Genomic DNA, 25,604 nt, shown 5'->3' with positions numbered 1-25,604 from the left:
GGCGGGGCGGGGGAGGGAGCTTCGGACAGCAATGGGGGGCCCGCTTTGTTATGCACGGGCGCACATGAGCCGATTCATCTTCTTCGTTCTCATCAATCTGGGGGCCTGGCTCGTCCTGCGCCGGCTGTGGCCCGAGGTGCGCGCGGGGTGGCGCCGGAGCGTGCTGCTCGGCCTGGCCGTGTTTTCGGGGGTGGCGCTCGTGCTGCCGTGGCTGCTCGGGCACGGAGCACACGGCGGCGTGCCGTGGGTGGATGCGCCGCTGAGGCTTTTCGGCTCGGCGTGGCTCATCTCCGCGCTCATGGTGTTGTTCCTGGGCTGGCCGCTGGCGATCGTGCTCTCCCGGAGGGAACTCGCCCGCGAGAAGCGCGCCGCCGAGCCCTCCGCGGCCCTCGCGCCGGCGGGAGTCGACCTGGAGCGGCGCGGTCTGCTCTCGGGGGTGGGGCGCGCGCTGCCCTTCGTGGCGGTGGGGACGAGCACGGTGGGGCTCGTGGAAGGCGCCTCGGGCTTCGTGATCCGCGAGGTGGAGGTGCGGCTGCGCGGCCTGCCCCGGGCGCTCGATGGCTTTCGCATCGGGCAGATCACCGACGTGCACGTGGGGACGTTCATCGACACCACCTATGTGCGCGCGGCGGTGGCGGCGATGAACGCGGCGCGCGTGGACCTCCAGGTGATGACGGGGGATTTGATCGACGATCTCTCACAGCTCGACGAGACGATGGCGGCGCTGGAGACGTGCGAGGCACCACACGGGATGCTCGCCATTCTCGGCAATCACGAGCACTGGCGGGGGCTGGAGGAGGTGCTCGAGGGCTATGCGCGCAGCGCGCGCCGGGGCGGTCCGGTGCGGCTGCTGGTGGACGAGGCCCAGGTGATCGAGCATGCCGGGCAGAAGGTGCGCGTGGTGGGCGTGGACTACCCCATGCGCGGGCGCAGCATGCAGGTGCAGGCGGACCGCATGCGGCGCTCGGCGGAGGTGGCCTTCGTGGGGGCGTCGGCGGACGAGGTGGTCATCTGCCTCACGCACCACCCCTCCTTCTTCCCCCTGGCGCTGGAGAAGGGGGCGCGGCTCACGCTCGCGGGACACACGCATGGTGGCCAGGTGGCCCTCTGGGGCGTTCCGGTGTTCTGGTTCGCCTTCGACTACATGCTCGGCCGCTACCGCAAGGCGGACGGCCAGCTCTACGTGTCGGGCGGCACGGGCCACTGGCTGCCCTTCCGGCTCGGGGTTCCCGCCGAGGTGACGCTCCTCACGCTGCGCGCGGAGGGCTGAGAGGGTCGGTGTGAGCCTGTGCGCCATCGAGAAGGCGCACAGGCACCTGCCAGGAGGAGCCTGATACCGGCTAAGAACAAGCTCCATGTTCTCGAGCTTGTTGCTGGTGGTGTTGACACAGGTGGCCTGCTCACCCGGCGAGATGTCGGTGGTGTGCAGCTGCAAGCAAGGCATGGTGAGTGCCTGCGTGTCCCTCGCGGGGAACGATGCGCGCAGGGCCGTGCAGGTGCTGGACGAGGTGCAGGAGATTCTGGAGCAGGCCTCCTGGAAGGCGGGTGAGGAGGAGAAGAAGCAGCAGCTCCAGACGGCGGCGGAGTCCTTGTCCCAGTCGCTGGGGTCCTTCGAGCCGCCTCAATGCAAGGGGCAGAATCACCATCTCATCTCCCGGCTCATTGCCAAGGCGTTGGAGGAGCACCCCTCGCTCAAGGGGCTCTACAAACCTCGGGACTCGCGCTTCGTCTCTCGGGCCAAGGATGAACAGTCACACTGCGGCTACCAGGAGTGGCACCGTAAAGTGGACGAGGAGGTCGTCCGATGGCTCAAGAGCAAACCCAATGCAACTCCCAAGGAGTTCATGGACAAATTGCGCGGCATCTACAGCCGCCCGGAGATGAAAGCGAGATTCCCCAATGGCTTCTGATCTCCCCACCTCCCCGCGCTTCTTCGTCTTGGAAGAGGGCGTTCTCGGGTCTCGTTACGATGCCGACGTCGACAAGGCCGAGCCCATCAACCGTGCGGATGCGCCTCGTTGCCCAGTGTGCGGTGGCTTCATCGGCTTGTTGAAGTGGCTCCCCCCGTATCGGGTCAATCTGGAGCTACATGGGGAAGAGCTCGGAGATTTCATCGAGACTTCAGCGTATGACCTCCTCATCTCCGAGCGATTCGCGGAGGCCTTTCGCACCGAGGGACTTACTGGCCTGGAGGGCTTTCACCCCGTCGAGGTGCTCCGGGTTCGCTACATGAGAAAGAGGCCGCGCAAGCCTGTCACAGTGCCGCGCTACTTCGTGGTCTCGACCTGCTTCGGCCCAGCCGCGGTGGACCTGGTGTTCAGTCGCATGCGCATCTCCGAGCCACCCTCGTGCCCGGAATGCCGCATGTCGGGCATCGACACCATCCATGGTTTCACCCTGGAACCGGGAACCTGGCGGGGAGAGGACATCTTCCGTCCGCGTGGTCTCGTGGGACACCTCGTCGTCTCCGAGCGCTTCAAGGACTTCGTCGAGCGGCATGGGCTGACGAACGTGCGGCTCACGCCCACCGAGCAGTTCGTGCAGGACCCTTCCAATCTCGGACCCGCTCCCCTGCCCACGACGTGAGCCCAGACGAGTCCCTGGCCTGGGCTCAATCCGCGGACGTCTGTTCCTCCGTCGCCTGGGCCTCGCTGTTTCCGCAGGCGAAGGGGAGGGGCGCGTCGATAGCATCCTGGTATTCGGTGAAGGTGATGTCTCCGCCCTCGTGCAGAATCCCCAGGAGCTTCTCCACGTTCTTCTTCCACACCTCGGACAGCTCTCCGCGGGTGCAGTACACGTGGTAGCGCACCGGGTTGGGGATGATGGTGGCGAGGAAGGCGGACTCGCGGATGCTCAGCTCGCGCGCGTCCTTGCCGAAGTAGTGCCGCGCCGCCTCGCCGATGCCGTAGATGCCGGGGCCCCATTCGATGATGTTGAAGTACACCTCCAGCAGCCGCTCCTTGGAGAGGCTGCTCTCCAGTCCCAGCGTGAGGTAGGCCTCCTTCACCTTGCGCGCGTATGTCTTCTCCCGCGACAGGAAGAGGTTCTTGGCGAGCTGCTGGGTGAGGGTGGAGCCCCCGCGCACCTTGTCGTCCGGTGGCTTGAGCAGCAGCGTGCTCAACGAGTCGAAGTCGAAGCCCCGGTGCACCCAGAAGGCCGCGTCCTCGCTGCGCAGCACCGCGCGCACCAGCACCCGGGGCAGCTCGGCGGAGGGCACGTAGCGCGGGTTGCTCGGGCCGATGTGCAGCTCCCGCCCGCGGCCTTCCGCCGTCAGTGGCCGGTAGTCGAAGGGCGCGCGCAACCACGCCAGCGGCCCTGGCGGATCCGACGCCTTGCGCTTGGACACGTCGAGCTTCGCCTTGACCTCCCAGTCCTCCCGGCGCTCCACGAGGCCGGACACCGTGAGCGTCCCCTGGAAGTTGCCCTCCAGCTTCGCCAGCTCCTGGTCCGGCACCAGGGACGGAGGCAGCGCCGCCAGGGCCTGCTCGAAGGTGAGTGGCGGCAGCTCGGCGCGCAGCGAGAAGCGCGGAGCCTGCTTCCAGTCCGCCTCGCCCGTCGCCTCGACGCCCGCCTCGCGGCGCTCGCCCACCGTCACCCGGAGGGACTCGAGCTTCGCGTGCCGGCGCTCCAGCTCCCAGCGCGCACGGCCCTCCGCCGAGAAGGCGAGCGGCCCCACCGGTTCGGGCGCGAGCCGGTCATCGCTCAGTGAGAGGCCCTTCACCGCCAGCGAGAACGTGGCCTCCGCGCCGTCCACCCGCGCCTCCGCCTCCAGGACTCCACCTTCCATGGCCCAGGGCGGCTGCGCGAGCGACAGCACGGGTCCCGCCGGAACCTCGCGGACCTGGAGCGTCCCGGTGACGCCGGACTCCGTCTTGCGAAGGGACAGCTCCGCATGCCCTCCGCCGGGCAGTCCGGCCGTCGCCTCCAGCCCGGGGACGCCGTCCACGTCCTCGCGCCGCACCCGGGCGGAGAGCGGGCCCCATTCCACCCGGCCGTGCCGCTCGAAGGCCAGGTGCAGGTCCTCCACCCTCACCTCCGGCCACGCGCCCCCGCTTCCCGAGGAGGACGCGGCGGGGGCCGAGGCGGGACGTGGCGCGCGCATCCGCTGCACCAGCTCCCGCAGCTCCCGCCCGGACGGGCCCGCCTCGATCATCACCTCCGAGAGCACCACCCGGCCCACCTCGATCCGGCCCGCCAGTAGCGCCCGCCACCGGGGGCGCACGGTGATGTGCTCGATGCGCACCACCGGAGGGCCCTCGGGACGGGTGCCCGGCACCTCCAGCGGCCCCAGTGTCACCGTGCCCGTCCAGCCCACGTGGAACTCCTCGCCCAGGCGCACCGGGCCCAGCCGTGACTCCAGGGCGGGCTTCGCCCGGGCCATCACCCGGGCGCGAACCTCGTCCCCCTCGAGCCAGACCTTCCCGGCCACGGCCCCCCCGGCGAGCAGCACGGGGAGAAGACACGCGACGAGGAGCCTCTTGGACAGGGGGGAGCGGGGGGGCGGCATGGGTCCGGCTTCCCTATCCGCCGGGCGTGTGGGGTTCAACCCTCCCCGTGCACTTCCCGGCGCGCAGCCCTTCACACCAGGCAGGCGGTGGGCGCGGTCGCCGCTCGCTCTCGCCTTGACACCCTCGAAGGGTGCATGCTGTGGCCTGAACGAAGAACCCGAAGGAGCCAGTCATGCCCGGGACGGGGTCACGCCGCTTCCTCTTGGTGAGGGCGCGGTCGTGGATGTGCGCGCTGTCTCTCGATGAGGTCGAGGAGACCATGAGGCCGCTGCCGGTCACTCCGGTGGCGTCGGCGCCCGCCTTCGTGCGCGGAGTCAGTCTGGTGCGCGGCACGTCGGCCCCGGTGGTGAGCCTGGGGGCGCTGCTCAGTGGTGGGGCCGCCGAGCCCTGCATGGGCGGGCGCTTCGTCTCGCTGCGCGTGCCCGAGGGCCGGCTGGTGATCGAGGTGGACGAGGTGCGGGGCCTGTCCTCGTTGGAGGCGGACTCCCTGGAGGCCGTGCCCTCCCTGCTGCGCGAGACGGCCCAGGGCCATGTGCAGCGCTTGGGGTCGCTCGACGGCCACCTGCTGGCCGTGTTGGGCTCGTCCCACCTGTTGCCCCGGGAAGTGTGGGACCGCCTGACGCGGCCCGAGGGGAAGGAACTGTCTTGACCGAGGCCCTGTCGCGCTCACCCCTCGCCCGTTTCACCACCCTGGTCGAGCAGCGGTTGGGCCTGCATTACGAACCGGAGCAGTGGGGCGAGCTGGCGCCCCTGCTGTTCGAGCGCTCGGCCAGCCGCGGGGTGGAGGAGTACCTGTCGCTGTTGAACTCCACGGCCTCCGAGGCCGAGTGGAGGGCGCTCGCGGAGCGGCTCACGGTGGGGGAGACGTACTTCCTGCGCCACCCCGCCCAGCTCGAGGTGCTGGTGTCCAAGGTGCTGCCCTCGTTCGCGCAGCCGGGGGCGCCCCTCCGCGTGCTGTGCGCCGGGTGCTCCACGGGAGAAGAGCCCTACTCCATCGCGCTCTTGTGCCGCGAGCAGGGCAAGGTGGACCCCTCGCAGCTGCGCGTGCTGGGCATCGACGTCAACCCGCGCGCCATCGCCCATGCCCGCAACGCGCGCTACTCGCCCTGGTCGCTGCGCTCCGTGCCCCAGGCCCTGCGCGAGCGCTGGTTCCAGCGCTCCTCCGAGGGCTTCTTCCTGCGGCCCGCGCTGAGGGATCAGGTGCTCTTCGAGGAGCGCAACCTGCTGGAGGACGCCCCCGCCTTCTGGGCCCCGGCCTCCTTCCACGTCATCCTCTGCCGCAACGTCATGCTCTACTTTCCCCCCGAGGTGACGCGGAAGATCATCGCCCGCATGTCGCAGGCGCTCGTCCCCGGCGGCTATCTCTTCCTGGGTCCCAGCGAGACGCTGCGTGGGATCTCCGAGGACTTCGAGCTCTTGCGCAGCGCGGATGCCTTCTATTACCGCCGCAAGGCGCCCGCTCCCGCCGGCGCCGCCGCCGAGCCGGTGCGCACGCCCATGCCCGCGGCGGTGAAGGCGCCCGTCCGGGAGCCGCCGCCGGCGCACGAGGGGTTGGACGCGCTGCTGCCGCTGCTCGACGCGGAGCGCTACACGGAGGCCTGGGCCCGGCTGGACGCGCTGCCCCAGGCGACGCTGCCCCAGGGGCAGTTGTTGCGTGCCGTGCTGCACCTGAACGCGGGCCGCTTCGCCGAGGCCGAGCACGCGGGGCAGCAGCTCCTGACGGTGAGGGATACGGAGGCCTCGGCCCACTTCCTGCTCGGCGTGTGCCTGGAGCACTCCGGGGACGAGGCCGGGGCGCGCAACCGCTACGCGGCGGCCGCGCGCGCGGATCCCACCTTCGCCTTGAGCCACCTGCGCGCGGGGACCCTGGCGCGGCGGGCGGGCAACGTGGCGGAAGCCCGGGTGGCGTTGCGCATGGCGCTCTCGCTGCTTCCCCAGGAGAAGCCCTTGCGCCTGACGCTCTTCGGCGGGGGCTTTGGCCGGCATGGCTTGATGCAGGTGGGCTTGCGTGAACTGCAGGCGTGTACGGAGGTTCCATGAGTACGTCATCCCAGCGGGGGACCCTGCGGCTGGAGGAGCTGCGCGACAGCTTCGATTCGTCCTTCTCCCGGCCGCCTCCGGCCCAACGTGAGCCCGGCGAGGCCCTCTTGCGGCTGCGCGTGGGCCAGACCTCCCTGGCCGTGCGGCTCGGGGATCTCTCGGGCCTGCACCTGCTGCCCCGCCTGGTGCGCCTGCCCGGGGCGCCGGCCTCGTTGCTGGGGCTCGTCGGCCTCCGGGGCCAACTGCTCGCGGTGCATGATCTCTCGGCGTTGCTGGGCCTCGCCTCGGGGGAGGCCCCGGGCTGGCTGCTGATCGCCGGAGGCGCGCGCCGCGTGGGCCTGGCGGCGACGGGCTTCGAGGGCCAGCTGCGCGCTTCCGCCGAGCAGCGTCACCACGACGCCGCGTCCTCGCCCCATCCCCTGCTCGCCACCCGCGTGTCACTGCCCGGCGGTACGCTGCTGCCCGTGCTGGACGTGGACGCCCTGGTGCGCCAACTGTTGGAGGAGGCCTCGCGCTCCACATGAGCCTGGAAAGTGATCCCCTTCTCTACTTCCGCATCGAGGCCCGGGAACTGCTGGAGCAGCTCACCCAGGGCCTGCTCGCGCTGGACGACGGCGAGGGCGGTGCGGAGGCCGTGCCCGAACTCTTCCGCTACGCGCACACCCTCAAGGGGGCGGCGCGCGTGGTGGGGCAGGTGCGCCTGGCGGAGATGGCGCACGCGGTGGAGGATGCGCTCTCGCCCTACCGCGACAGCGGCAACCTGCTGCCCGCCGACAGCGTGCACGAGTTCCTTCGGCTGGTGGGCCAGATGGCCGTCGCCCTGGATGCCCTGGACGCGCCGCCGCCAGCGCCCGAGCAGGCACCCACCCAGGAAGAGTCCGCCATCCGCCTCGCCGAGGCCCCCGCGTCCTCGTCCGAGGTGGTGCGCGTGGAGCTGGAGCGGCTGGACACGCTCCTGGAGGGCTTGAGCGAGGCGGTGGTGCAGCTCGGGGGCCTGCGCGGCGTGGTGGAGTCGCTCGCCCAGGCGCAGCAGGGGGCCAACGGCCTCATCGAGCAGCTCACCTCGCCGGTGGCCTCCAGCGGCACGGCCGCCGAGCGCGCCCGGTGGCTGTCGCGGGTGCTGGCCGTGGCCGAGGGCATCCGCTCCTCGCTGGGCAAGGCGGGACGGCAACTGGGCGGCGGGCTGGGGCAGGTGGAGTCGGAGCTGGGACGCCTGCGCGACGGGGCCCACACCCTGCGGCTCGTCCCCGCGCAGACGCTCTTCGGCCCCCTGGAGCTGGCCGCGCGTGACGTGGCCTCCTCGCTCGGCCGTCAGGTGGAGGTGCGCGCCGAGGGCGGTGACATCCAGATCGACGGGCACGTGCTGTCGGCGGTGCGCCAGGCGCTGCTGCACGTGGTGCGCAACGCCGTGGACCACGGGTTGGAGAACCCCGACGAGCGCCGGGCCCTGGGCAAGTCTCCCACGGGCACCTTCAAGCTCGAGGTGCGGCGGCGGGGCGGGCGCGTGTCCTTCCTGTGTGAGGACGATGGGCGGGGCGTGGACCTGGGGCGGGTGCGGCAGGTGGCGCTGGAGCGCGGCGTGGCCACGCTCGAGGAGGTGGAGACCCTGGACGACGCGAGGCTGCTGGAGCTGCTCTTCCGGCCGGGCTTCAGCACGGCCCGCTCCGTCACCGACGTGTCCGGCCGCGGTGTGGGCCTGGACGTGGTGCGCGACACCGTGCGCCGGCTCAAGGGCGACGTGTCCATCTCCTCCCGGCCGGGTCTGGGCACGAGCATCCAAGTGGAGGTGCCCCTCACCCTGGCCTCGCTGGAGGTGCTGGGGGTAGCGGCCGGTGGCCAGCGCCTGTTGCTTCCGCTGGAGTCGCTCGGCGGCGCGCTCCACCTGCCGGGGGACGCCGTGACCTGGACGGGGGGCCGGGGCAGCATCTCCCACGAGGGCGAGGTGCTCTCCTTCCTGCCCCTGGTGGATGCGCTCGACAGCGCGGGCGCGGGCGCGCAGCGGCCCCGGGCCTGGTCCGTGCTGGTGCTCGACGCGGGCACCGGCGGCCGGGCCGCGGTGGGCGTGGACAAGCTGCTCGGCATCTCCCGTCGGGTGAGCCGGCCCCTGCCCTCCACCGTGCCCTCGCTGCCGCTGGTGGCCGGGGCCAGCTTCGATGAGCAGGGCATGCCCCTGTTGCTCCTGGATGCCGCGGGACTCGTGCGCCGCATCCAGTCCGGGACCACGGGGGGGGCGCCCCAGGTGCGTCCCCTCACGCGCCACCGCGTCCTCGTGGTGGATGACTCCGTCACCACGCGCATGCTGGAGAAGAGCATCCTCGAGGCCGCAGGCTACCAGGTGGAACTGGCCGCCTCCGGTGAGGAGGGCCTGGAGAAGATCAAACGCGGTGGCCACTCGCTGCTGATCGTCGACGTGGAGATGCCGGGCATGTCCGGCCTGGACGTCACGCGCCACCTTCGCGCCACCCCCGAGTTCCAGTCCCTGCCCATCCTCATGGTGTCGTCGCTCGCCACGGACGAGGACTTGCGGCGCAGCCGGGAGGCGGGCGTGTCCGCCTACATCGTCAAGGGCGAGTTCCACCAGCACCGCTTCCTGGAGACGGTGGCGCGGCTGGCGGCGCAAGGCGCCGCCCAGGGACGGAGGTCCGCCTCATGAAGCGCCTGCGCGTCCTCATCGTCGACGACTCGCTGACGATTCGCCGCCGGCTCGCCGAGCTCTTCACGGCGGATGGCTCGTTCGAGGTGGTGGGCGAGGCGATCGATGGCCAGCAGGCCTTCGAGCACTGCCACCGGCTGCGGCCGGACGTGGTGACGATGGATCTGATGATGCCCAAGCTGGATGGGCTGCGCTCCACCGAGCTCATCATGGCCCATTGCCCCACCCCCATCGTCGTGCTCTCGGCGGCGGAGAGCCGCACCGAGGGCCAGCGCACGATGGACGCGCTGGCCGCGGGGGCGGTGGACGCCGTGGACAAGCCCTCGGGCGTGCCGGACGCGAAGTGGTCGCGCACCTTCCTGGAGCGGGTGCGGATGGCGGCGCGCGTGCGCGTCATCACCCACGTGAGGGCCCGCTTCCAGCGCGAGCCTGTCCGCCCCCCGCCCGTGGTGCCGGCGGTGCCCACGCTCGCCCAGGCGCCCCGGTTGCTCGTCGTGGGGGCCTCCACCGGGGGGCCGGCCGCCGTGAGCTTCCTGCTCGGCGCGCTGCCGCCGGGCTTCCCCCTGCCCATGCTGCTGGTGCTTCACACCACCGAGCAGTTCGACACCGCCATGGTGGAGTGGCTGGAGGCGCGCAGCGGCCTGCAGGTGCGCAAGGCCGTGGACGGAGAGGCCCTGCCAATGCCGGGCCGGCTGTGCGTGCGCATGGCACCGGGAAATCGGCACATGGTGGTCCGGAGTGGGCGTTTGTGGCTCGAAGACGGACCCGAGCGCCACTCCTGCCGGCCCTCGGTGGACACGTTATTCGAGTCCGTGGCGCGGGAACTGGGCGCGTCGGCCATCGGGTGTTTACTGACGGGCATGGGACGAGACGGAGCGGAAGGGCTGGGGGCGATGCGGCGCGCGGGAGCCACCACGGTGGTAGAGGATGAATCGACGTGCGTGGTATTCGGCATGCCCCGCGAGGCCATCCGGCTGGGCGCGGCACAGCATGTGGTGGGGCTGACGGCGCTTCCCCTCCTGCTGACGGCGCTCGCGCGTGCGGACGCGAGGGAAGGAACGGCATGAAGGCACGTGTGCTCATCGTGGACGACAGCGCGACGGTGCGCGCGGACATGCGCGGGGTGCTGAGCGCCGCGGGGTTTGGTACCACCCTGTGCGACAGCCTCACCTCGGCGCGCAAGGCCCTGCGCGAGCAGGACTTCGAGCTGCTCATCCTGGACATGTTGCTGCCGGACGGGGACGGCGTGGAGCTGCTGGAGGAGCTGCGGCGCGACGCGCGCACCGCCAACCTGCCGGTGCTGATGCTGTCCACCGAGGCGGCGGTGGTGCAGCGGCTCAAGGGCCTGTCCCATGGCGCCAATGACTACGTGGGCAAGCCCTACGATCCGGCCTACGTGGTGCGCAAGGCGCACGAGCTCACGCAGGTGCCCGAGTCGGACGGTACGCCCCGGCTGGTCTCGGCGGGCCGGCGCCGCCGGGTGATGGTGGTGGATGGCCGCATCGACTTCCGCCATCGCGCCGCGGACGCGCTGCGCAAGGACGGCCATGACGTCATCATCGCCGAGACCGGCATGGACGCCATGCGGCTGTTGGAAGCCCAGCCGGTGGACTGCATCCTGTTGGACCTGGAGATGCCGGGGCTGGATGGGCCGGAGTGGGTGCGCTCGGTGCGCAGCCTGGATGGCACGGCCCATGTGGCCGTGGTGGGCCTGACGTCCGGCTTCGACGCGAAGCTCATCTCCGAGGCGCTCGCGGTGAAGGTGGATGCCTTCTGCTCGAAGACGGAGGACATCGAGGTGCTGCGCGCCCAGGTGCGCACCGAGCTGCGGCGCCGCGCGGAGTCCGAGGGGCTCACCACGCCCTCCGGCTCCTTCCCCGCCGTCCACTCCGCCACGCACGCTCCCGCGCACGCGCAGCACGCGCACGCTCCCGTGCACGCGCACCCGCCCACGCACGCTCATCACCATCCGGTGACGCCCGCCGTGGTCTCGCCCGCGCATCTGCCCGCGGCGCATGCACCCGCCGCCGCCGCGCACCCTCCCGCGGGGCATACCGGCTCGCTCTTCGACGCGGTGGTGGCGCGCTGTGGCCTGTCTCCCGTCATCGCGCCCTCGACGATGACGCGCGCGTGCCGCAAGGCCGGGGTGGATCCTCAGCTGCTCACCCCCGTGTCGCTCGCCCGGGTGCTGCCCACCATCCGCGACATGCTGTCCATCTTCCTCGATGCCCAGGAAGTGGAGCGGCGCGTCCACTCCATCCAACTGCTCACGCAGGGCGGGCCCTCGGGCGCCGCCGCCGTGGACGTGCGCAAGACCCGGAGCCCCTAGGCTCCGGGCGGTTGCTCCAGGGCCCGCAGCGCGGCGCGGGCTCGCCACAGCCCCACCACGTAGAGCAGGGCGAGCACCGCCAGACAGGCGAGCCCCAGCCCGGTATAGCGCTGGATGAGCTCCAGCTCGTCCCAGCCGTGCTCGTCCACGAGCTTGCTCGGGTCGGTGGCGCCCCCGTTCTGGACGCCGAAGGGAATCATCGCGAAGTCCGTCCGGGCGCCCCACCACTGGTGGAAGGTGTCCGTGAAGGACGCGGCGCCGATGATCAGGTAGCCCCAGTGCAGCCAGCCCCGGCGCAGCGCGGACTCGCGGGACGCGTAGATCGTCATCATCAGCAGCGTGCCGAGCACGAGGTTGCCGCCGTCGCCTCCGAAGGTGATGAGCATCCGGGCCGTCCGGGACGTCAGCAGCACGGTGCCCAAGAATTGCAGGAGCAGGCCCGCGGCCCCCGCGAGCAGCCAGGGGCGGCTGCGCAGGAGGATGCCCCGGAAGACGGACCCCACGAGCAGGAAGGTGAGCCCCGCGAAGACGAGCGGGGCGCGCGTCTCCCAGACGGCGGTCTCCCACGGTCCGGGGAAGGCCGGGAAGCCGCAGAGCCAGGCGGTGACGGCGTGCCCCAGCTCGTGGATCCACATGGAGAGGAAGGTGCGCAGCAGGAAGTGACTCGTCTGGCTCCCCATGAGCAGCCACATGCCGAGCAGCGCGCAGGGGAGGGCGAACAGGCGCAGCCGCAGCTCGTCCCGCGCGTCCTCGAGGTCGCCCCGCCAGACGGAGGCCGCCTCCGGACGGTCCACGGGGACACCGGCTCCCTCCACCGGGAGGGGAAGGGCGGAGGACGCCTGGGCGGAGGCGTCGGGGAGCGCGGCGGGGGCGGTCCGGGCCCGGGCCTTGGCATAGAGCACACCGCATCGCGGGCACTCGGGCGCGAGGATTCGGGGCTCTCCACAGCGGGGACAGGTTGGGACGGGCGGGCGCTCCATTCCCGCCCATTGTACAGGCTCCGGGGGAAGGGTCTTCCCGGCTCCCCCGGACGCGCTCAGTGCAGCGTCTTCTTGAGTTTGCTCATCCGGTCATGCGTGCGCTTCTGCGCGGGCAGCAACTCCATGCGCACGAAGCGGCGGGCCTCTCCATGCGTCTTGTCCAGATCGCGCTGGTAATCGGCGAGGCCGTGGTCTTCCCCCTGCTCGAGCGCCTGGATGGCCGACTCCTCTCCCAGGACGTCCGCGCCCGCCTGGACGATCTTCGCGAAGGTGCCCCACACGCCCGAGCCCTCGGAGGGCGTGCCGCCCAGCTTCGAGATGCGCTCGCGGATGGCGGAGACCCGTTGCTCGTGATCTCTCAGGCAGTCCTGCAATTGATCGCGCAGCCGGTCGGTCGACACGTGGCCGATGGCCTGCCGGTAGGTCTCCACCGCGGATAGCTCCCCGCGCAGGAAGGAATTGAGCGTCTCCACATCCGTGTTCGCGTGCGACATGCGCCAGCCTCCGGTTCGTGCGTGCTTCGACACCAAAGGTGAGGCCCCGGATCGTGGCGGCAACGTGCGCCCCCCTCCTCGCCCGCTACCCGCGTACTAGGAGAGCCGGGGGATGGAGGCGTCCAGCAGCTCCCCGGCCACGAGCGCCGCGCCCCGCGCCTCGCAGGACTCCCACATGCGCAGGAAGGCCTCGGCCGAGGAGAAGAGTGGATCCAATTGCTCGTCCTTCATGCCCACGTGGACGAGGTCCCGGATGAGATCCGGTACGAGCCCGATGTGGGCGAGACCATCGGTGTTGAAGTCGAACTCGCGCGAGCCGGCCCGCGAGCGCACGAAGGGCACGTCCGTGCGGTACATGGTGCCCGTGTAGGGCAGGGGGGGCGCGTTCAACTGCGCGATCTGTTGCGGGCGCCGGCGCTTGACGCGCAACGTGTCGTCCACGAGCCCATGGGCGGCATGGGGCCCGTAGCGGGGCCCGGGCTGCTGGTTGAGGCCGTTGAAGTCGGTGCCCATGGCCACGCCGCCCCGGCCCACCTCGCGCAGCAGGGACACGGCGTACTGGTAGGACTGTGCCCACGTCTTGGACGAGCGCGCGCAGTCATTGGCCACGCTGCTGCCCGGGAAGTCCTTCAGTTCGTGTTGGTTGGTGATGGGGGCGAGCATCCCCCCGAGCTCCAGGATGCGCCGCGCCTGCTCGCGCGTCTTCATGCCCTCGTGGGCGCGCTTGCCCTTGATGCTCGTCTCGTGGGGCTCCAACGCCTGGTCGCGGAAGGCGCAGTGTGAGGCGACGACGGGGTAGCCGCTGCCCTCGGCCAGGGCGAGCGCCGCGTTGGTGGTGTGCGTGGACATGTGGTCCACGTCGAGGATGAACCCCTGGCGCATGGCCTCGCGCAGGAAGGCCTCGCCCACGGGGGTGAGCCCCTTGCGGTTGATGTGGCCCAGGCCCGGCGCGTTGAGGGCATAGCCACCCGGGTAGCGCGCGCTATGCATCACCTCGTAGACGGTGATGGCCGCGCGCGTCTCGAAGCCCAGGTCCTGCCCCATGCGGAAGCTCACCTGGTTGCTGCCCTCCACGTCGAAGAAGCGGCCGCGCAGGTAGTGGTTGAGCAGGTTGAACTTGTCGTCGTAGACGGCGGAGCCCCCGAGGCTGTTGTTGGCCAGGTGCAGGGGCGTCATCATCCGGATGCCCTGCTCGCGCAGCCACTCGAAGATGCGCGGCAGGTGCTCGGGCGTGAGGGGCTGCTTGTTGAGCTCCGCCCGGTCCCCGCGCAGGCTGTCCAGCGAGTCCACCTCCACGCCGGCCACCACGGCGAGCTTGCCCTCGGTGATGAGGCGCCGGGCCTCGCCGGCGCTCAGGGCCAGGCCCATCCAGCTCGCGTGCCGCGCGGTGAAGCGGCGCAGCTCGTTCATCTGCTTCTCGATGGAGCGCTCGTCCGAGTCCAGGGGCTGCCCACGCCGTTTCATCTGCTCGCCGAGCAGCTCGTTGTGCACGGCCACGCTGCACAGCAGCCGCAGCCCTCCGTCATGGGCGCGCTTGAGCCAGTCCACGAAGACCTGCTGGTGCGCCATGGTGCTGAAGGAGGGCCAGTCCGCGTAGGTGCCATGGCCACAGGGGCCGTGGCCGAAGCCCCCCTCGATGAACGCCTGCACCAGGGGCCAGTCCCGGCCGAACTGCCCCAGTCCCCAGGCGCCGTGCAGGTGGAGATCACACCGGGACAGCGCCCGCTCGATGTTCCCATCCGGGAAGCCCGCGAGCAGGTGCCCGCCGAATCCCAGGTGAGCCATCACGTGGCAGTGCAGATCGGCGAAGCCAAACACGGGGGACGCCATGGGAACCTCCGGGGCCGGGTGGAAAGGTGACCTGGGACCACGGAGGTCTCGGGTCGCTCCGGCTCCAGGGTATTTTAAACGCCCCCCCCACGTCCCGGCTTCGCGGCTCCAGGGTTGAGTACGAGGCACAAGCGCAGGGCCGCGTCGACGACCTCGTGTATCGGCCGCGTGTAGCCGCTCGAAATCCAGCTCAAGGCGATGTGGAGCACGCCTCCGACCACGCCCGCGCGCAGCAGGGGGTCGTCCGCCGCGCCGCCTCTCCCCCGCGGCGTGAGCGTCCGGGTGATCAGCTCGCCAAAGGCCTCGAGGGCGGCGATGAGGGCCCGGTCCACCGCGGGGCTCACTCCCGAGATCTCCACGAGGAAGACCCGCGCCGATTGGGGATTGCCCTTGAGCACCTCGTAATAGGCCCGGAGCATCGTGCGGGTGCGCTCGAGGGCGTCTCCCGAAGTCCCGTTGCTCGCCTTCTCCAACTCCCCGAAGAGGAAGTCCTTCACGGCCTGGAACGAGGCGACGAGCAACTCCTCGCTGTTGGAGAACGACTCGTAGAAGTAGCGCTCGGTCAGCCCGGCTGCCTCACAGACGGCCTTCACCGTCGCGTGGCGATACCCCTGGGCGCCATAGACCCGGATGGCGGCGTTGATGAACTGTTCGCGCCGCTGCGCCCTGCGCTCCTCGGCGGAGGAACCGCGATAGAGTCGTTGGTCGGCCATGCTGGGGGGCATGGGAGCACCTATTGACATGACTCGTTGTCAGATACAAATTGACAATGAGCGGTGTCACTTCTTTCGAGCACGGGAGTTCCCATGGTTGGCCGCGCGGACCTGAACGAACACACGTCGGGCGGCCTGGCCGCGGGGGCGGACGCCCCGGTGGAGCACTACGACGCGCTCATCGTGGGTGCCGGGTTGTCGGGTATCGGCGCGGCCTATCACTTGCAGACCAGGTGCCCGGGCAAGCGGTATGTGATTCTCGAGGGGCGCGAGGCGATCGGCGGGACGTGGGATTTGTTTCGCTATCCCGGCATCCGCTCGGACTCGGACATGCACACGCTGGGCTACGCGTTCCGGCCGTGGGTCGAGGCGAAGGCGATCGCCGACGGGCCGTCCATCCTGCGCTATGTGCGGGACACGGCGCGCGAGCATGGGATTGATCGGCACATCCGCTTCCGCCACCACGTCAAGCGGGCCTCGTGGTCCTCGAAGGAGGCGCGCTGGACGGTGGAGGCCGAGCGGGGGCCCGGCAAGGAACTCGTGCGCTACACCTGTGACTTCCTGCTCATGTGCAGCGGCTACTACAACTATGCCGAGGGCCACCGGCCCGACTTCCCCGGGCAGGAGCGCTTCCAGGGCCGCATCGTCCATCCGCAGTTCTGGCCGGAGTCGTTGGACTACGAGAACAAGCGCGTCGTGGTGATTGGCAGTGGCGCGACGGCCGTCACCCTCGTGCCGGAGATGGCGAAGAAGGCCGCGCACGTCACCATGCTGCAGCGCTCGCCGACGTATGTCGTCTCACGCCCGGCCGAGGACCGCCTCGCCAACGCGTTGCGCCGCCGCCTGCCGGCGAGGCTCGCCTATGCGCTCACGCGCTGGAGGAACGTGCTGGGCGGCATCATCACCTTCAAACTGGTGCGCAAGTGGCCCCAATGGGCCAGCCGGCGCCTCATCGACCTGGTGCGCGAGCACCTCGGCTCCGGCTACGACATCGCGACCCACTTCACGCCGCGCTACAACCCGTGGGAGCAGCGCATCTGCCTCGTCCCGGACTCGGACCTGTTCAACGCGCTCAAGCAGGGCCGTGCCTCGGTCGTCACCGATCACATCGAGACCTTCACCGAGAAGGGCATCTCTCTGCGCTCCGGCCAGCAGCTCGAGGCGGATGTCATCGTGACCGCCACGGGGCTCAAGCTGCAACTGCTGAGCGACATCGAGTTCAGCATCGACGGCGAGCGGCGTGACCTGTCGAAGAGCCTCACCTACAAGGGCATGATGTTCAGCGACGTGCCGAACCTGGCCTTCGCGTTCGGCTACACCAACGCGTCGTGGACGCTGAAGGTGGACCTCACCTTCGAGTATGTCTGCCGGCTGCTCAATCACATGCGGCGGCATGGCTACACGCACTGCATGCCGCGCCGCGACGACTCGGTCGAGGAGCAGCCCTTCCTGGACTTCTCGTCGGGCTACGTCCAGCGGGCGCTCGGACTGATGCCGAAGCAGGGTTCGAGGCGGCCGTGGCGGCTCTATCAGAACTACGCGCTCGATCTGCTCACGCTGCGCTTTGGCAAGATCGACGATGGCACGATGGAGTTCTCTCGCGCGGCGAAGCCCGCCACGGCCGAGCGGCCCCGGCTCGCGGCGAGGACGCGCGAGGCCGCCTGACGTCCGTTCCCTCGCGCCTCACCGCCCGTGCCAGGCGCGCCCGTGGCTCTCGAGCAGGCGGCTGGCCGCCTCCGGGCCCCAGCTTCCCGCGGCGTAGTTCGGCTCGGCGCCCTCCGTGGACCAGGCGTCCAGCACGGGCATGACCAGCTCCCAGGCCCGCTCGACCATGTCCTCTCGCGTGTAGAGCGTGGAGACCCCCAGCAGGCTGTCCAGCAGCAGCCGCTCGTAGGCCTCGGGCGGCGGCCCCTCCTGGGTGGAGGCGTAGACGTAGCTCATGTCCATGTCGCGCACGCGCGCCTCCCGCCCGGGAGCCTTCATCGCCACGCGCAGGGTGACGCTCTCGTGCGGTTGGATCCGGATGAGCAACTGGTTGGCGGCCATTCCCTCGCGCTGCTCCGTGCCGAAGAGGTTGCCCTGGCCTTCCTTGAACTGCACCAGCACCTCGGTGGCGCGCTCCTTCAGCCGCTTGCCGGAGCGCACGTAGAAGGGCACGCCGGCCCAGCGCGGGTTGTCGAAGCGCATGGTGAGCATCGCGTAGGTCTCCACGCCGGAGGTGGGGGAGACGCCGGGCTCCTGGCGGTACCCACACACGGGTGTACCGGCGATGAGGCCCGGCCCGTACTGCCCGCGCACGCACTCGGCGCGGATGCGCTCGGGGGTGAAGGGCCGTGCCGCCTCCAGCACCCGGACCTTCGCGTCGCGCACCGCTTCGGGCTCGAGGCTCGTGGGGGGCTCCATGGCGATGAGCGAGAGCACCTGGAAGGCATGGTTCTGGATCATGTCCCGCACCACGCCCGCGTGCTCGTAGTACCCGCCCCTCCCCTCGACGCCCAGCGGCTCGGCGCACGTCACCTGCACGTGGTCGATGTATTGACGGCTCCAGAGGGGCTCGAAGATGCCGTTGGCGAACCGGAGCACCAGCAGGTTCTGCACCATCTCCTTCCCGAGGTAGTGATCCATCCGGTAGATGCGCTCCTCGTCGAAGTACCGGTGCAGCCGGGTGTTGAGCCGCCGCGCACTGGAGAGATCCGTGCCGAAGGGCTTCTCGACGACGATGCGGGACCAGCCGCTCGCGTGGGGCCGGGACAGGCCCGATCCTCCCAGCCGCTCCACCACCTCACCGAAGAGGGTGGGCGACACCGCGAGATAGAAGAGACGGTTGCTCCGCGTCCGCCGCTCCACTTCCACCTGGCCGAGCAACTCGCCCAGCCGCGCATAGTCCTGGGCGGAGGAGACATCCAACGTCAGGTAATACAGCCCCCGGGCGAACAGGTTCCATGCCGCCTCGTCCACCCGGTCGGCCCCGAGCGCCCGCGCGGCCGCGATCCGCATCCGCGCGCGGAACTCCTCGTGCCCCATCGGGGACAGCGAGACGCCGACGACGGTGAACTCCATGGGCAGGTGCCCCTCCTGGAAGAGCCGGAAGAGCGAGGGGATGAGCTTGCGTCCCGCCAGATCTCCGGATGCTCCGAAGAGGATCACCGTGCACGGCTCGGGGATGTCCCTGACCTGCTCGCCGTCCGCCGCGATTTCGTTCCATGCCTCCATCACTGATTGCATCCGTTCGCTCCTGAGCTGATTCCTTGTCTTGGACTGACGGTTGGAGCGGAGCCGTGGCGCATGTGATGCCTCGGCGCGGCTCGCCGTTCACAACGGCCAGGCGCGCACTCCTCCTGATCGGGACCCATTCCCCACGGGAGAGACCATGGAGCATGACGGTAAGGGCGGCCTCGGGCTGCTCGTTCATCGGGTGCGCAGCGGCGAGCTGGATCGGCGGGGCTTTCTTCGCGCCGCCCGGGAGGCGGGCGTCCCGGAGGAGCGGGCGGCGGGACTGGCCGACGAAGCCCTGGCCGCTTGGGAGAACCAGCGCCGGCTGCGCGAGCAGCCCCGCGAGGCCTATGACTTCATCGTGATTGGCGCGGGCTCGGCTGGTTGCGTGCTGGCCGCCCGGCTGTCCGAGGACCCGGCCCATCAGGTGCTGGTGCTCGAGGCCGGGGGGCCCGGCACCCATCCGGACGTGTTCATCCCGTCGCGGTGGCGGCACCTGCTCGGCACCGAGCTGGATTGGCGCTACCAGACGGTGCCCCAGAAACACGCCGCGGACCGGGTCGTCCCCTGTCCTCGCGGCAAGATGCTGGGAGGCTGCGCCAGCAACAACGCCAGTGTCTGGGTGAGAGGCCATCACCTGGATTTCGAGGGCTGGGCCTCCCAGGGCAATCCCGGCTGGGAGGACGAGACGGTCCGCCGCGTCTTCAAGGACCTGGAGGATTACTCCGGTGGCGAGGACGAGTACCGGGGCGTGGGTGGCCCGCTGCGCATCTCCCGCGCGGTGGATCCGCATCCTCTCGCCCGGGCCTTCATGGAGGCCGCCCAGCAGGCGGGGATCCCGGCGACGCGTGACTACAACGGCGCGCGGATGGAAGGCGCGGGCTTCTTCGATCTGAGTGTCGTCGACGGCGAGCGCTTCAGCGTGGCCCGGGCCCTGCTCTTCCCGGCCATGCGCCGGCCCAACCTGACGGTGCTCACCCACGCCGAGGTGACACGGCTGATCTTCGAGGGCCGCCGGTGCACGGGCGTGGAGTTCCGTCATGGGGGCCAGGTGCGCCGGGTGCGCGCCCTGCGCGAGGTGGTGCTGTCGGCCGGTGCCATCAACTCTCCGAAGATGTTGATGCAGTCCGGGGTGGGGCCGGCGGACGAGCTCCGTGTCCTGGGCATCCCCGTGGTGCACGACCTGCCGGGCGTGGGCCAGGAGCTGCAGGACCACATCCTGGTGGCGGGCATCAACTACGAGAGCCGCATCCCCTTGCCACCGCCTCGGGGCAACGGCGCCGAGGCGACCCTGTGGTGGCGCTCCCAGACGGGGCTCTCCCGCCCCGACATCCAGCCCATCCTCCACGAGTTCCCCGTCGTCACCGACGAGCTGGGTCCCCTGCCCGGCAATGGCTACTCCATCGTCCCCGGCCTGGTTCGTCCCGCCTCCCGGGGCCGCATGCGGCTGGCCTCCGCCAACCCCTTCGCTCCGCCCATCCTGGACATGAACTACCTGGGCCACGAGGCGGACGTCGAGGCGCTGCGGGTCGCCGTCGAGCTGTCCCGGGAGCTGGGCGCTTCGCGCGCCTTCGACCGCTTCCGCAAGCGGGAGCTCATGCCTGGACCGCTTGGCCGTGCCGGGATGGTGGAGTGGATCCGCGAGGCGACCACCTGCTTCTTCCACCCCACCAGCACCTGCCGCATGGGTGTGGACGCGCGCTCGGTGGTGGACCCGCGGCTGCGTGTCCATGGCCTCGAGGGATTGCGCGTGGCGGACGCGTCGATCATGCCGGAGATCACCTCCGGCCCCACCAATGCCCCCACCGTCCTGATTGGCGAGCAGGCCTCGCGCTTCATCCTCTCGGCGCGCAACGGCTGACATCACATCCGCGGCCCGCGCCCTCCACCAGGAAAACAAAAACACGGCAACAGGAGTCGGAACTTGAATCGAGACATGTCGCGCAAATGGATCGTCAGCACGGCCCTGCCCGTCCACTATCAGGTGCGGATGGTGGATGGCCTGCTCGACCCGGACAACCGGGCGCTGCTGGAGGCGGGCGCCACCCGGCGCTCCGACACCCTCCGCAGGCTCATCGTGATCGATGCCGCCGTGGACCGCCTCTATGGCGTGCAACTTCGCCACTACCTCCAGCACCACGGGGTGCAGTACCAGATCCTCGCGCTGCCCATCTCCGAGACGCTCAAGACGATGGATGCCGTCTTCTCCGTGGTGGAGGCCATCAACGCGTTCGGCATCGCGCGCCGCCACGAGCCCATCATCGCCATGGGCGGCGGGGTGCTCATGGACATCGTCGGGCTCGCCGCGAGTCTCTACCGCCGCAGCACGCCGTACGTGCGCGTGCCCACCACGCTCATCGGCCTCGTGGATGCCGGGGTGGGTGCGAAGACGGGCGTCAACCACGCCGCGCACAAGAACCGGCTCGGGACGTACTTCCCCGCGAAGGACACGCTGCTGGATCGCACCTTCCTGCGCACGCTGGACACCCGGCACATCGTCAACGGCCTCGCGGAGATCCTCAAGATCGCCCTCATCAAGGATCGCACCCTGTTCGAGCTGCTCGAGCGTTATGGCACCACGCTCATCGACGAGCGGTTGCAGGGGAAGACTCCCGAGAGCGACCAGGCCGCGGCGCGGGTCATCGAGCGGGCCATCACGGGGATGATCGAGGAGCTGGAGTTCAACCTGTGGGAGCACAAGCTGGAGCGGGTGGTCGACTACGGCCATACGTTCAGCCCCACGGTCGAGATGCTGGCCCTGCCGGAGCTGCTGCACGGCGAGGCGGTGAACATCGACATGGCGCTGACCACGCTGCTCTCGGTGCAGCGCGGGCTGATCAGCGTGGAGGAGCGCGACCGCATCTTCGCGCTCATGCGCAAGCTGGAGCTGCCCGTGTATCACCGGCTCTGCGAGCCAGCGGTGCTGGAGGAGGCCCTGGCCGACACGGTCCGCCACCGCGACGGGCTCCAGCGGCTGCCCTTGGCCATGGGCATCGGCTCGGCGTGCTTCGTCAATGACGTGCAGCCGTCCGAGCTGTGCGCGGCGCTCGCCACCCTGCGCGATCTGGATGGTGGCTCCGAGTCCTTGAGGGAGGCCGCTCATGCGTGAGGGGCTGATCATCGGAGATCTGGAGGAGCCCTCTGTGGTGTACGGCGTGCACGGCACCACGGGGCTGTCCCAGTGGAAGTGTCTGGCGCGGCGGGCCGGGTTGTTCGGCGCGTGGGAGGCGATCGAGTGGGCGTGGATCCCCCCGGGGGGAATCAGCGGGGAGCACGTGCACACGCGCACCGAGGAGCTCTACTTCATCCTCTCGGGCCGCGGAGAGATGACGCTCGACGGCAAGCCGTACCCGGTGGGCCCGGGCAACCTCATCCTGACGGGCCTCGGGACGAAGCATGGCCTGCGCAACGTGGGAGACGAGGGCCTGGGCTGGCTCGTGGTCGAGCTGTTGAGCCCGGCCACCGCGGCGGTGTTTCGCGGCTCGGCTCCCACACTCCCCACCCCTTCTGGAGGAAGCGACGTGACGAACGCCGTGGTGCTCAACCTGAGACAGACCCCTGAAGTCGATCCTCGTCCCATCTTCACGGGACCGCTGCGCCGCATCCGTCTGGTGAAGCTGGAGCCTGGGCAGCGCGAGGAGCTGTCCGCGGAGGGCGCGGAGCACACCCTGTTCACGCTCCGGGGCTCCGGGGAGAGCGCCTCGGGGGGGGCGACCGTCCCCTTGAAGTATGGCGTCTCCGTCACGCTGCCCCTGGGCACCGGGATGACCGTCACCGCCGGGGCGGACGGGCTGGAGTACTTCCAGGCGATCCTCGAGGTGCCGGGGGGTGGAGCGCGATGATCCTCTCCACCATCGGCAAGACCTCCCGCACGCGCGAGCGGGGCGAGGAGATCCTCTGGCGCTGTCTGGCCCGGCGCGGGATGTTGCATTCGGAGTGCGAGGCCTTGGACTACGTGCGCCTGGCTCCGGGCACCGGGTTCGCGCTCCGAGGCAGTGAGGGCACCGAGAGCGCCTGGTTCGTCATCGCTGGCACGGGGCGGCTCCTGGCGCCGGACTCGGAGCCCGCGGAGCGCCCGCTCGGAGCGGGAGATCTGGTGCTCCTGCCCGCCGGGGCGGAGGCCCGCATCAGCAGTGGGCGCGATGAGCTGGAGTTGCTCTGGCTCGCCGTGATGCCCCACGCCATCACCCAATCCCTTCCCATGAGGAGCCCCGTGGCATGAGTGCGATTCAACCGAGAACCTGGCCCGGCGGTTTGATGAACGCGGTGGCCATCACGGCGCCGGGGCGTGTCGAGCTCACGCGGATTCCCATCCCGGAGCCCCGGCCGGAAGAGGTGCTCATCCGTCCCTCGTATGTGGGGCTGTGCGGCACCGATCTGGAGCTGCTGCACGGCACCGCCTCGTACCTCCAGGATGGCCGGGCCCGGTTTCCGCTGGTGTTCGGCCACGAGTGGTGCGGCCAGGTGGTCGCCGTGGGCGAGGACGTGGAAGGGCTTGCCGTGGGCAACCGGGTGGTGGGCCAGACCATGGTGCCCTGTGGGCTGTGCCGGATGTGCCAGCGCGGCCAGCGGCCCCACTGCGAGCGGTTGGTGGAGGTGGGCCTCTACGGGCTGCAGGGCGCCGCGGCCGAGTACATCCGCATGCCCATGCGCTCGCTCACCGTGTTGCCGGAGGCCCTGGATGACCTGAGCGCCGCGTTCATCGAGCCGGCGGTCACCGTGGTGGGGGGCTTCGACAAGGTTCGCTGCGGGCTGGAGGACGAGGTCGCGGTGGTGGGGACGGGGACGATGGGGCTGCTCGCCGTGCAACTGGCCGCGCGGATGGCCCGGAGCGTGGATGCGATTGGCATCGACGAGGCGGGGCTGAAGCTGGCCGCCGCCTGCGGGGCCCGGCGCACGCTGCGGCCCGACCAGGCGAGGGAGGGGGCGTACTCGCTCGTCATCGAGGCCTCCGGCTCTCCGCGCGCCTTCCTGCGCGGCGTCCAGCTCGCGGGGACGGGTGGCCGGGTGGCGGTGGTCGGCGTGGCGAACGAGCCGGTGGCCGGGTTCGTGCCCGGGGAGCTCGTCCTGCGCGGGGTCGATCTGCTCGGCATCCGGCACGGCCTGGACTACTACGATCGGACGATTCAGCTCTTCGTCGACGGGGTGCTGGACGCCAGGCCGCTGGTCGCCGGGGTGCTTCCCCCGGAGCAGGCCGGACACGCCTTCGAGATGCTCGAGCGCGGCCGCTCCGGTCCGCCCAAGGTGCTGCTGCGCTTCAACGACAGCCGGAGGGCGTCATGATCCGGCGGACCCTCGAGGCCTGGAACGGCTCCTCGCGACAGCGCTCGGGCGGAGTGCAGTGGCTGGTCAACCGGGAACTCATTCCGGAGTCGCTCGGGATGTTGATGATCCAGGAGCTGTCCGGGGGCTCCGGGCTGCCGGTGCACGCGCTGCCCGGAGCCGAGTCGGTCACCTTCCTGCTCTCGGGCAAGGGGGACTGGCTCGGAGAAGGGACGGGCTGGCCGCTGAAGGCGGGGGAGGGTGTCTTCAACCCACCGGGGACCTCGCGCGCCTTCGAGGCCGGGCGCGACGGGAACACGGTGCTCCTGGTGGTGTACGGGGGCACCAACGATCCTCGGAAGGCGGAGCCGCACGCGGTGCACGGTGGTTCCGGATGTGGTTGCCGCATCTCCCGGACGGCGGACCAGGGGAGCCACAGCCCGCTGGGCGAGGCGGGCGGCTTCATCGACATGGGCGTGCACTGGTTGGCGACCACGCAGACGGTGGGCACCCGCTCGGTGGTCGTGGCCACCTCGACGTTCACTCCGGGAGGCAGTCACCAGCTCCATCGGCACCCGCGCGCCGATGAGTTCTTCCTGGTGTTGCAAGGGGGTGGCGAGCACCTCACGAAGGACGGCCCGGTGCGGTTGAACCCGGGCGATCTGGCCTACATCCCGGCCGGTGAATGGCACGGCTTCCAGACGGATCCCGGCGTCACCACGCGGACGGTCTACGGCTACCTGGGGGCGGGCAGCCTCGCCCAGGCGGGCTACGAACTGCTGGAGGAAGAGACATGATCGAGCGTTTCGCCATCGTGACGGGTGCCAGCTCTGGCATCGGCAAGGCCACCGCCATCGCCCTGGCCGAGAAGGGCTTCGACGTGGGGATTGGCTACAACTCGAACACGGAGGGAGCCCGGCGGGTCGCCGCGGAGGTGGAGGCCCATGGCGTGCGGGCGCTGCCCTTCCGCATGGATCTGACGAATCCAGCGGACGCGGCGAGCGCGGTGGAGCAGGTGATCCGTGTGCTCGGGGGCGTGGATGTCTTCGTCAACAACGCCGGAGTCAACCGCCGCGCCTCGTTCCTGGAGGAGACGCCGGAGGACTGGCAGCGCATCCTCACCATCAACACCACGGGTCCCTTCCTGTGCGCCCAGGTGGCGGCGCGCCACATGGTGGCCCAGGGGCGAGGGGGGCGCATCGTGAACGTGACGTCCGTCCACGAGCTGGTCCCCATCATGGGAGGCTCCTCCTACTGCGCCTCGAAGGGGGGGCTGGGCCTGTTGACCAAGGTGATGGCGTTGGAGCTGGCCCGCTACGGCATCTCCGTCAACGCGGTGAGCCCGGGAGAGACGGCCACGCCGATGAACGGGGTGCCTGATAGCCGTGACGCCGCGGAGATCTCCCGGCCGGAGATCCCCATTGGCCGGCCCGGGCGCTCCCGGGAGGTCGCCGCGCTCATCGCCCACCTGGCGGGACCGGACGCCGCCTACATCACGGGCGTCACCCTCTCCGTCGATGGCGGCCTGATGTTGATGAGCGCCATTCCCAACCAGCAGTACGCGGACCGTCTGTAATCACTT

The 25,604-nt window shown here is 70.3% G+C and carries 23 protein-coding genes; 17 read left to right on the top strand and 6 right to left on the bottom strand.

What is annotated here, in order from left to right; genetic code table 11:
* Window positions 1-64 precede the first annotated feature (64 nt).
* The 3 genes from F0U63_RS37005 to F0U63_RS36995 all read left to right on the top strand — a co-directional run bounded on the left by F0U63_RS37005 (window position 65) and on the right by F0U63_RS36995 (window position 2,586).
* The gene (locus F0U63_RS37005) at window positions 65-1,270 is read left to right on the top strand and encodes a metallophosphoesterase (protein WP_395837573.1); all 1,206 of its coding nucleotides are present in this window, start codon (window positions 65-67) and stop codon (window positions 1,268-1,270) included.
* A gap of 85 nt (window positions 1,271-1,355) precedes the next feature.
* Window positions 1,356-1,910, top strand: coding sequence for a Wall-associated protein precursor (locus F0U63_RS37000; RefSeq protein WP_395837571.1), 555 nt, complete (start codon window positions 1,356-1,358; stop codon window positions 1,908-1,910).
* Window positions 1,900-2,586 carry an imm11 family protein gene (locus tag F0U63_RS36995; RefSeq protein ID WP_395837569.1) on the top strand — a complete coding sequence of 229 codons (687 nt, stop codon included), beginning with the start codon at window positions 1,900-1,902 and terminating at the stop codon, window positions 2,584-2,586. Before F0U63_RS37000 ends, F0U63_RS36995 begins: the two co-directional genes overlap by 11 nt.
* Before the next feature lie 25 nt (window positions 2,587-2,611).
* Here F0U63_RS36995 and F0U63_RS36990 read toward each other — a convergent pair whose 3' ends face one another.
* On the bottom strand, window positions 2,612-4,507 hold the full coding sequence (locus F0U63_RS36990) for a transglycosylase domain-containing protein (RefSeq protein ID WP_395837567.1): 1,896 nt from the start codon (window positions 4,505-4,507) through the stop codon (window positions 2,612-2,614).
* Between the two features lie 173 nt (window positions 4,508-4,680).
* On the opposite strand from F0U63_RS36990, the gene F0U63_RS36985 reads away from it, so the two are divergent.
* The 6 genes from F0U63_RS36985 to F0U63_RS36960 are packed head-to-tail and all read left to right on the top strand — an operon-like array spanning window position 4,681 to window position 11,530.
* Entirely contained in the window at window positions 4,681-5,157 is a 477-nt protein-coding gene (locus tag F0U63_RS36985) for a chemotaxis protein CheW (RefSeq protein WP_395837565.1), read from the top strand.
* Window positions 5,154-6,548, top strand: a complete 1,395-nt coding sequence (locus tag F0U63_RS36980; RefSeq protein ID WP_395837563.1) for a CheR family methyltransferase — start codon at window positions 5,154-5,156, stop codon at window positions 6,546-6,548. Before F0U63_RS36985 ends, F0U63_RS36980 begins: the two co-directional genes overlap by 4 nt.
* Window positions 6,545-7,072 (top strand): chemotaxis protein CheW, encoded by a 528-nt coding sequence (locus F0U63_RS36975; RefSeq protein ID WP_395837561.1) that lies wholly within the window; start codon window positions 6,545-6,547, stop codon window positions 7,070-7,072. The genes F0U63_RS36980 and F0U63_RS36975 overlap by 4 nt, the downstream gene beginning before the upstream one ends.
* The gene (locus tag F0U63_RS36970) at window positions 7,069-9,201 is read left to right on the top strand and encodes a response regulator (protein ID WP_395837559.1); all 2,133 of its coding nucleotides are present in this window, start codon (window positions 7,069-7,071) and stop codon (window positions 9,199-9,201) included. The genes F0U63_RS36975 and F0U63_RS36970 overlap by 4 nt, the downstream gene beginning before the upstream one ends.
* Window positions 9,198-10,268, top strand: coding sequence for a chemotaxis-specific protein-glutamate methyltransferase CheB (gene cheB, locus F0U63_RS36965; RefSeq protein WP_395837557.1), 1,071 nt, complete (start codon window positions 9,198-9,200; stop codon window positions 10,266-10,268). The genes F0U63_RS36970 and cheB overlap by 4 nt, the downstream gene beginning before the upstream one ends.
* On the top strand, window positions 10,265-11,530 hold the full coding sequence (locus tag F0U63_RS36960) for a PleD family two-component system response regulator (protein ID WP_395837555.1): 1,266 nt from the start codon (window positions 10,265-10,267) through the stop codon (window positions 11,528-11,530). The genes cheB and F0U63_RS36960 overlap by 4 nt, the downstream gene beginning before the upstream one ends.
* Here F0U63_RS36960 and F0U63_RS36955 read toward each other — a convergent pair.
* The 4 genes from F0U63_RS36955 to F0U63_RS36940 all read right to left on the bottom strand — a co-directional run bounded on the left by F0U63_RS36955 (window position 11,527) and on the right by F0U63_RS36940 (window position 15,547).
* The gene (locus F0U63_RS36955; RefSeq protein ID WP_395837553.1) at window positions 11,527-12,432 is read right to left on the bottom strand and encodes a hypothetical protein; all 906 of its coding nucleotides are present in this window, start codon (window positions 12,430-12,432) and stop codon (window positions 11,527-11,529) included. The two genes, F0U63_RS36960 and F0U63_RS36955, sit on opposite strands and share 4 nt — an antisense overlap.
* Window positions 12,433-12,566: 134 nt before the next feature.
* Window positions 12,567-13,004 carry a DUF2383 domain-containing protein gene (locus F0U63_RS36950; protein WP_395837551.1) on the bottom strand — a complete coding sequence of 146 codons (438 nt, stop codon included), beginning with the start codon at window positions 13,002-13,004 and terminating at the stop codon, window positions 12,567-12,569.
* Between the two features lie 96 nt (window positions 13,005-13,100).
* Window positions 13,101-14,834 (bottom strand): membrane dipeptidase, encoded by a 1,734-nt coding sequence (locus F0U63_RS36945; RefSeq protein ID WP_395837549.1) that lies wholly within the window; start codon window positions 14,832-14,834, stop codon window positions 13,101-13,103.
* 74 nt (window positions 14,835-14,908) lie between these two features.
* On the bottom strand, window positions 14,909-15,547 hold the full coding sequence (locus F0U63_RS36940; RefSeq protein WP_395837547.1) for a TetR/AcrR family transcriptional regulator: 639 nt from the start codon (window positions 15,545-15,547) through the stop codon (window positions 14,909-14,911).
* 93 nt (window positions 15,548-15,640) lie between these two features.
* On the opposite strand from F0U63_RS36940, the gene F0U63_RS36935 reads away from it, so the two are divergent.
* On the top strand, window positions 15,641-17,212 hold the full coding sequence (locus F0U63_RS36935) for a flavin-containing monooxygenase (protein WP_395837545.1): 1,572 nt from the start codon (window positions 15,641-15,643) through the stop codon (window positions 17,210-17,212).
* A gap of 18 nt (window positions 17,213-17,230) precedes the next feature.
* On the opposite strand, the gene zwf is transcribed toward F0U63_RS36935, so the two are convergent.
* Window positions 17,231-18,772 carry a glucose-6-phosphate dehydrogenase gene (zwf, locus tag F0U63_RS36930; protein ID WP_395837543.1) on the bottom strand — a complete coding sequence of 514 codons (1,542 nt, stop codon included), beginning with the start codon at window positions 18,770-18,772 and terminating at the stop codon, window positions 17,231-17,233.
* A 145-nt stretch (window positions 18,773-18,917) separates the two neighbouring features.
* Between zwf and F0U63_RS36925 the strand changes: the two genes are divergently transcribed.
* The 7 genes from F0U63_RS36925 (at window position 18,918) to F0U63_RS36895 (ending at window position 25,598) form a co-directional block, all read left to right on the top strand.
* A complete protein-coding gene (locus F0U63_RS36925) occupies window positions 18,918-20,621 on the top strand; it encodes a GMC family oxidoreductase (RefSeq protein WP_395837541.1) in 1,704 nt (567 codons plus the stop codon).
* Window positions 20,622-20,684: 63 nt separating this feature from the next.
* Window positions 20,685-21,869, top strand: a complete 1,185-nt coding sequence (locus F0U63_RS36920) for a sedoheptulose 7-phosphate cyclase (protein WP_395837539.1) — start codon at window positions 20,685-20,687, stop codon at window positions 21,867-21,869.
* A complete protein-coding gene (locus F0U63_RS36915; protein WP_395837537.1) occupies window positions 21,862-22,602 on the top strand; it encodes a cupin domain-containing protein in 741 nt (246 codons plus the stop codon). The genes F0U63_RS36920 and F0U63_RS36915 overlap by 8 nt, the downstream gene beginning before the upstream one ends.
* Window positions 22,599-22,982: a cupin domain-containing protein gene (locus F0U63_RS36910; RefSeq protein WP_395837535.1), complete on the top strand. Its 384-nt coding sequence runs from the start codon at window positions 22,599-22,601 to the stop codon at window positions 22,980-22,982. Before F0U63_RS36915 ends, F0U63_RS36910 begins: the two co-directional genes overlap by 4 nt.
* Complete coding sequence (locus F0U63_RS36905) at window positions 22,979-24,043, top strand: zinc-binding dehydrogenase (RefSeq protein WP_395837533.1); 1,065 nt, start codon at window positions 22,979-22,981, stop codon at window positions 24,041-24,043. Before F0U63_RS36910 ends, F0U63_RS36905 begins: the two co-directional genes overlap by 4 nt.
* Complete coding sequence (locus tag F0U63_RS36900; RefSeq protein WP_395837531.1) at window positions 24,040-24,819, top strand: cupin domain-containing protein; 780 nt, start codon at window positions 24,040-24,042, stop codon at window positions 24,817-24,819. The genes F0U63_RS36905 and F0U63_RS36900 overlap by 4 nt, the downstream gene beginning before the upstream one ends.
* On the top strand, window positions 24,816-25,598 hold the full coding sequence (locus F0U63_RS36895; RefSeq protein ID WP_395837529.1) for an SDR family oxidoreductase: 783 nt from the start codon (window positions 24,816-24,818) through the stop codon (window positions 25,596-25,598). Before F0U63_RS36900 ends, F0U63_RS36895 begins: the two co-directional genes overlap by 4 nt.
* Window positions 25,599-25,604 lie beyond the last annotated feature (6 nt).

Source organism: Cystobacter fuscus (genome assembly GCF_044360685.1).
Classification (GTDB): domain Bacteria; phylum Myxococcota; class Myxococcia; order Myxococcales; family Myxococcaceae; genus Cystobacter; species Cystobacter fuscus_C.
The sequence above is the reverse complement of the archived record's forward strand: the minus strand, read 5'-3'. Positions and strand labels throughout refer to the sequence as shown.

Excerpts from the sequence above, each read along its gene's own strand:
- F0U63_RS36975 (WP_395837561.1), top strand. The coding sequence starts at position 6,545 with ATGAGTACGTCATCCCAGCGGGGGACCCTGCGGCTGGAGGAGCTGCGC.
- F0U63_RS36950 (WP_395837551.1), bottom strand. The coding sequence starts at position 13,004 with ATGTCGCACGCGAACACGGATGTGGAGACGCTCAATTCCTTCCTGCGC.
- F0U63_RS36985 (WP_395837565.1), top strand. The coding sequence starts at position 4,681 with ATGCCCGGGACGGGGTCACGCCGCTTCCTCTTGGTGAGGGCGCGGTCG.
- F0U63_RS36910 (WP_395837535.1), top strand. The coding sequence starts at position 22,599 with ATGATCCTCTCCACCATCGGCAAGACCTCCCGCACGCGCGAGCGGGGC.
- F0U63_RS37005 (WP_395837573.1), top strand. The coding sequence starts at position 65 with ATGAGCCGATTCATCTTCTTCGTTCTCATCAATCTGGGGGCCTGGCTC.
- F0U63_RS37000 (WP_395837571.1), top strand. The coding sequence starts at position 1,356 with ATGTTCTCGAGCTTGTTGCTGGTGGTGTTGACACAGGTGGCCTGCTCA.
- F0U63_RS36905 (WP_395837533.1), top strand. The coding sequence starts at position 22,979 with ATGAGTGCGATTCAACCGAGAACCTGGCCCGGCGGTTTGATGAACGCG.
- F0U63_RS36995 (WP_395837569.1), top strand. The coding sequence starts at position 1,900 with ATGGCTTCTGATCTCCCCACCTCCCCGCGCTTCTTCGTCTTGGAAGAG.
- F0U63_RS36935 (WP_395837545.1), top strand. The coding sequence starts at position 15,641 with ATGGTTGGCCGCGCGGACCTGAACGAACACACGTCGGGCGGCCTGGCC.
- zwf (WP_395837543.1), bottom strand. The coding sequence starts at position 18,772 with ATGCAATCAGTGATGGAGGCATGGAACGAAATCGCGGCGGACGGCGAG.
- F0U63_RS36915 (WP_395837537.1), top strand. The coding sequence starts at position 21,862 with ATGCGTGAGGGGCTGATCATCGGAGATCTGGAGGAGCCCTCTGTGGTG.
- F0U63_RS36925 (WP_395837541.1), top strand. The coding sequence starts at position 18,918 with ATGGAGCATGACGGTAAGGGCGGCCTCGGGCTGCTCGTTCATCGGGTG.
- F0U63_RS36960 (WP_395837555.1), top strand. The coding sequence starts at position 10,265 with ATGAAGGCACGTGTGCTCATCGTGGACGACAGCGCGACGGTGCGCGCG.
- F0U63_RS36940 (WP_395837547.1), bottom strand. The coding sequence starts at position 15,547 with ATGGCCGACCAACGACTCTATCGCGGTTCCTCCGCCGAGGAGCGCAGG.
- F0U63_RS36945 (WP_395837549.1), bottom strand. The coding sequence starts at position 14,834 with ATGGCGTCCCCCGTGTTTGGCTTCGCCGATCTGCACTGCCACGTGATG.
- F0U63_RS36895 (WP_395837529.1), top strand. The coding sequence starts at position 24,816 with ATGATCGAGCGTTTCGCCATCGTGACGGGTGCCAGCTCTGGCATCGGC.
- F0U63_RS36990 (WP_395837567.1), bottom strand. The coding sequence starts at position 4,507 with ATGCCGCCCCCCCGCTCCCCCCTGTCCAAGAGGCTCCTCGTCGCGTGT.
- cheB (WP_395837557.1), top strand. The coding sequence starts at position 9,198 with ATGAAGCGCCTGCGCGTCCTCATCGTCGACGACTCGCTGACGATTCGC.
- F0U63_RS36900 (WP_395837531.1), top strand. The coding sequence starts at position 24,040 with ATGATCCGGCGGACCCTCGAGGCCTGGAACGGCTCCTCGCGACAGCGC.
- F0U63_RS36970 (WP_395837559.1), top strand. The coding sequence starts at position 7,069 with ATGAGCCTGGAAAGTGATCCCCTTCTCTACTTCCGCATCGAGGCCCGG.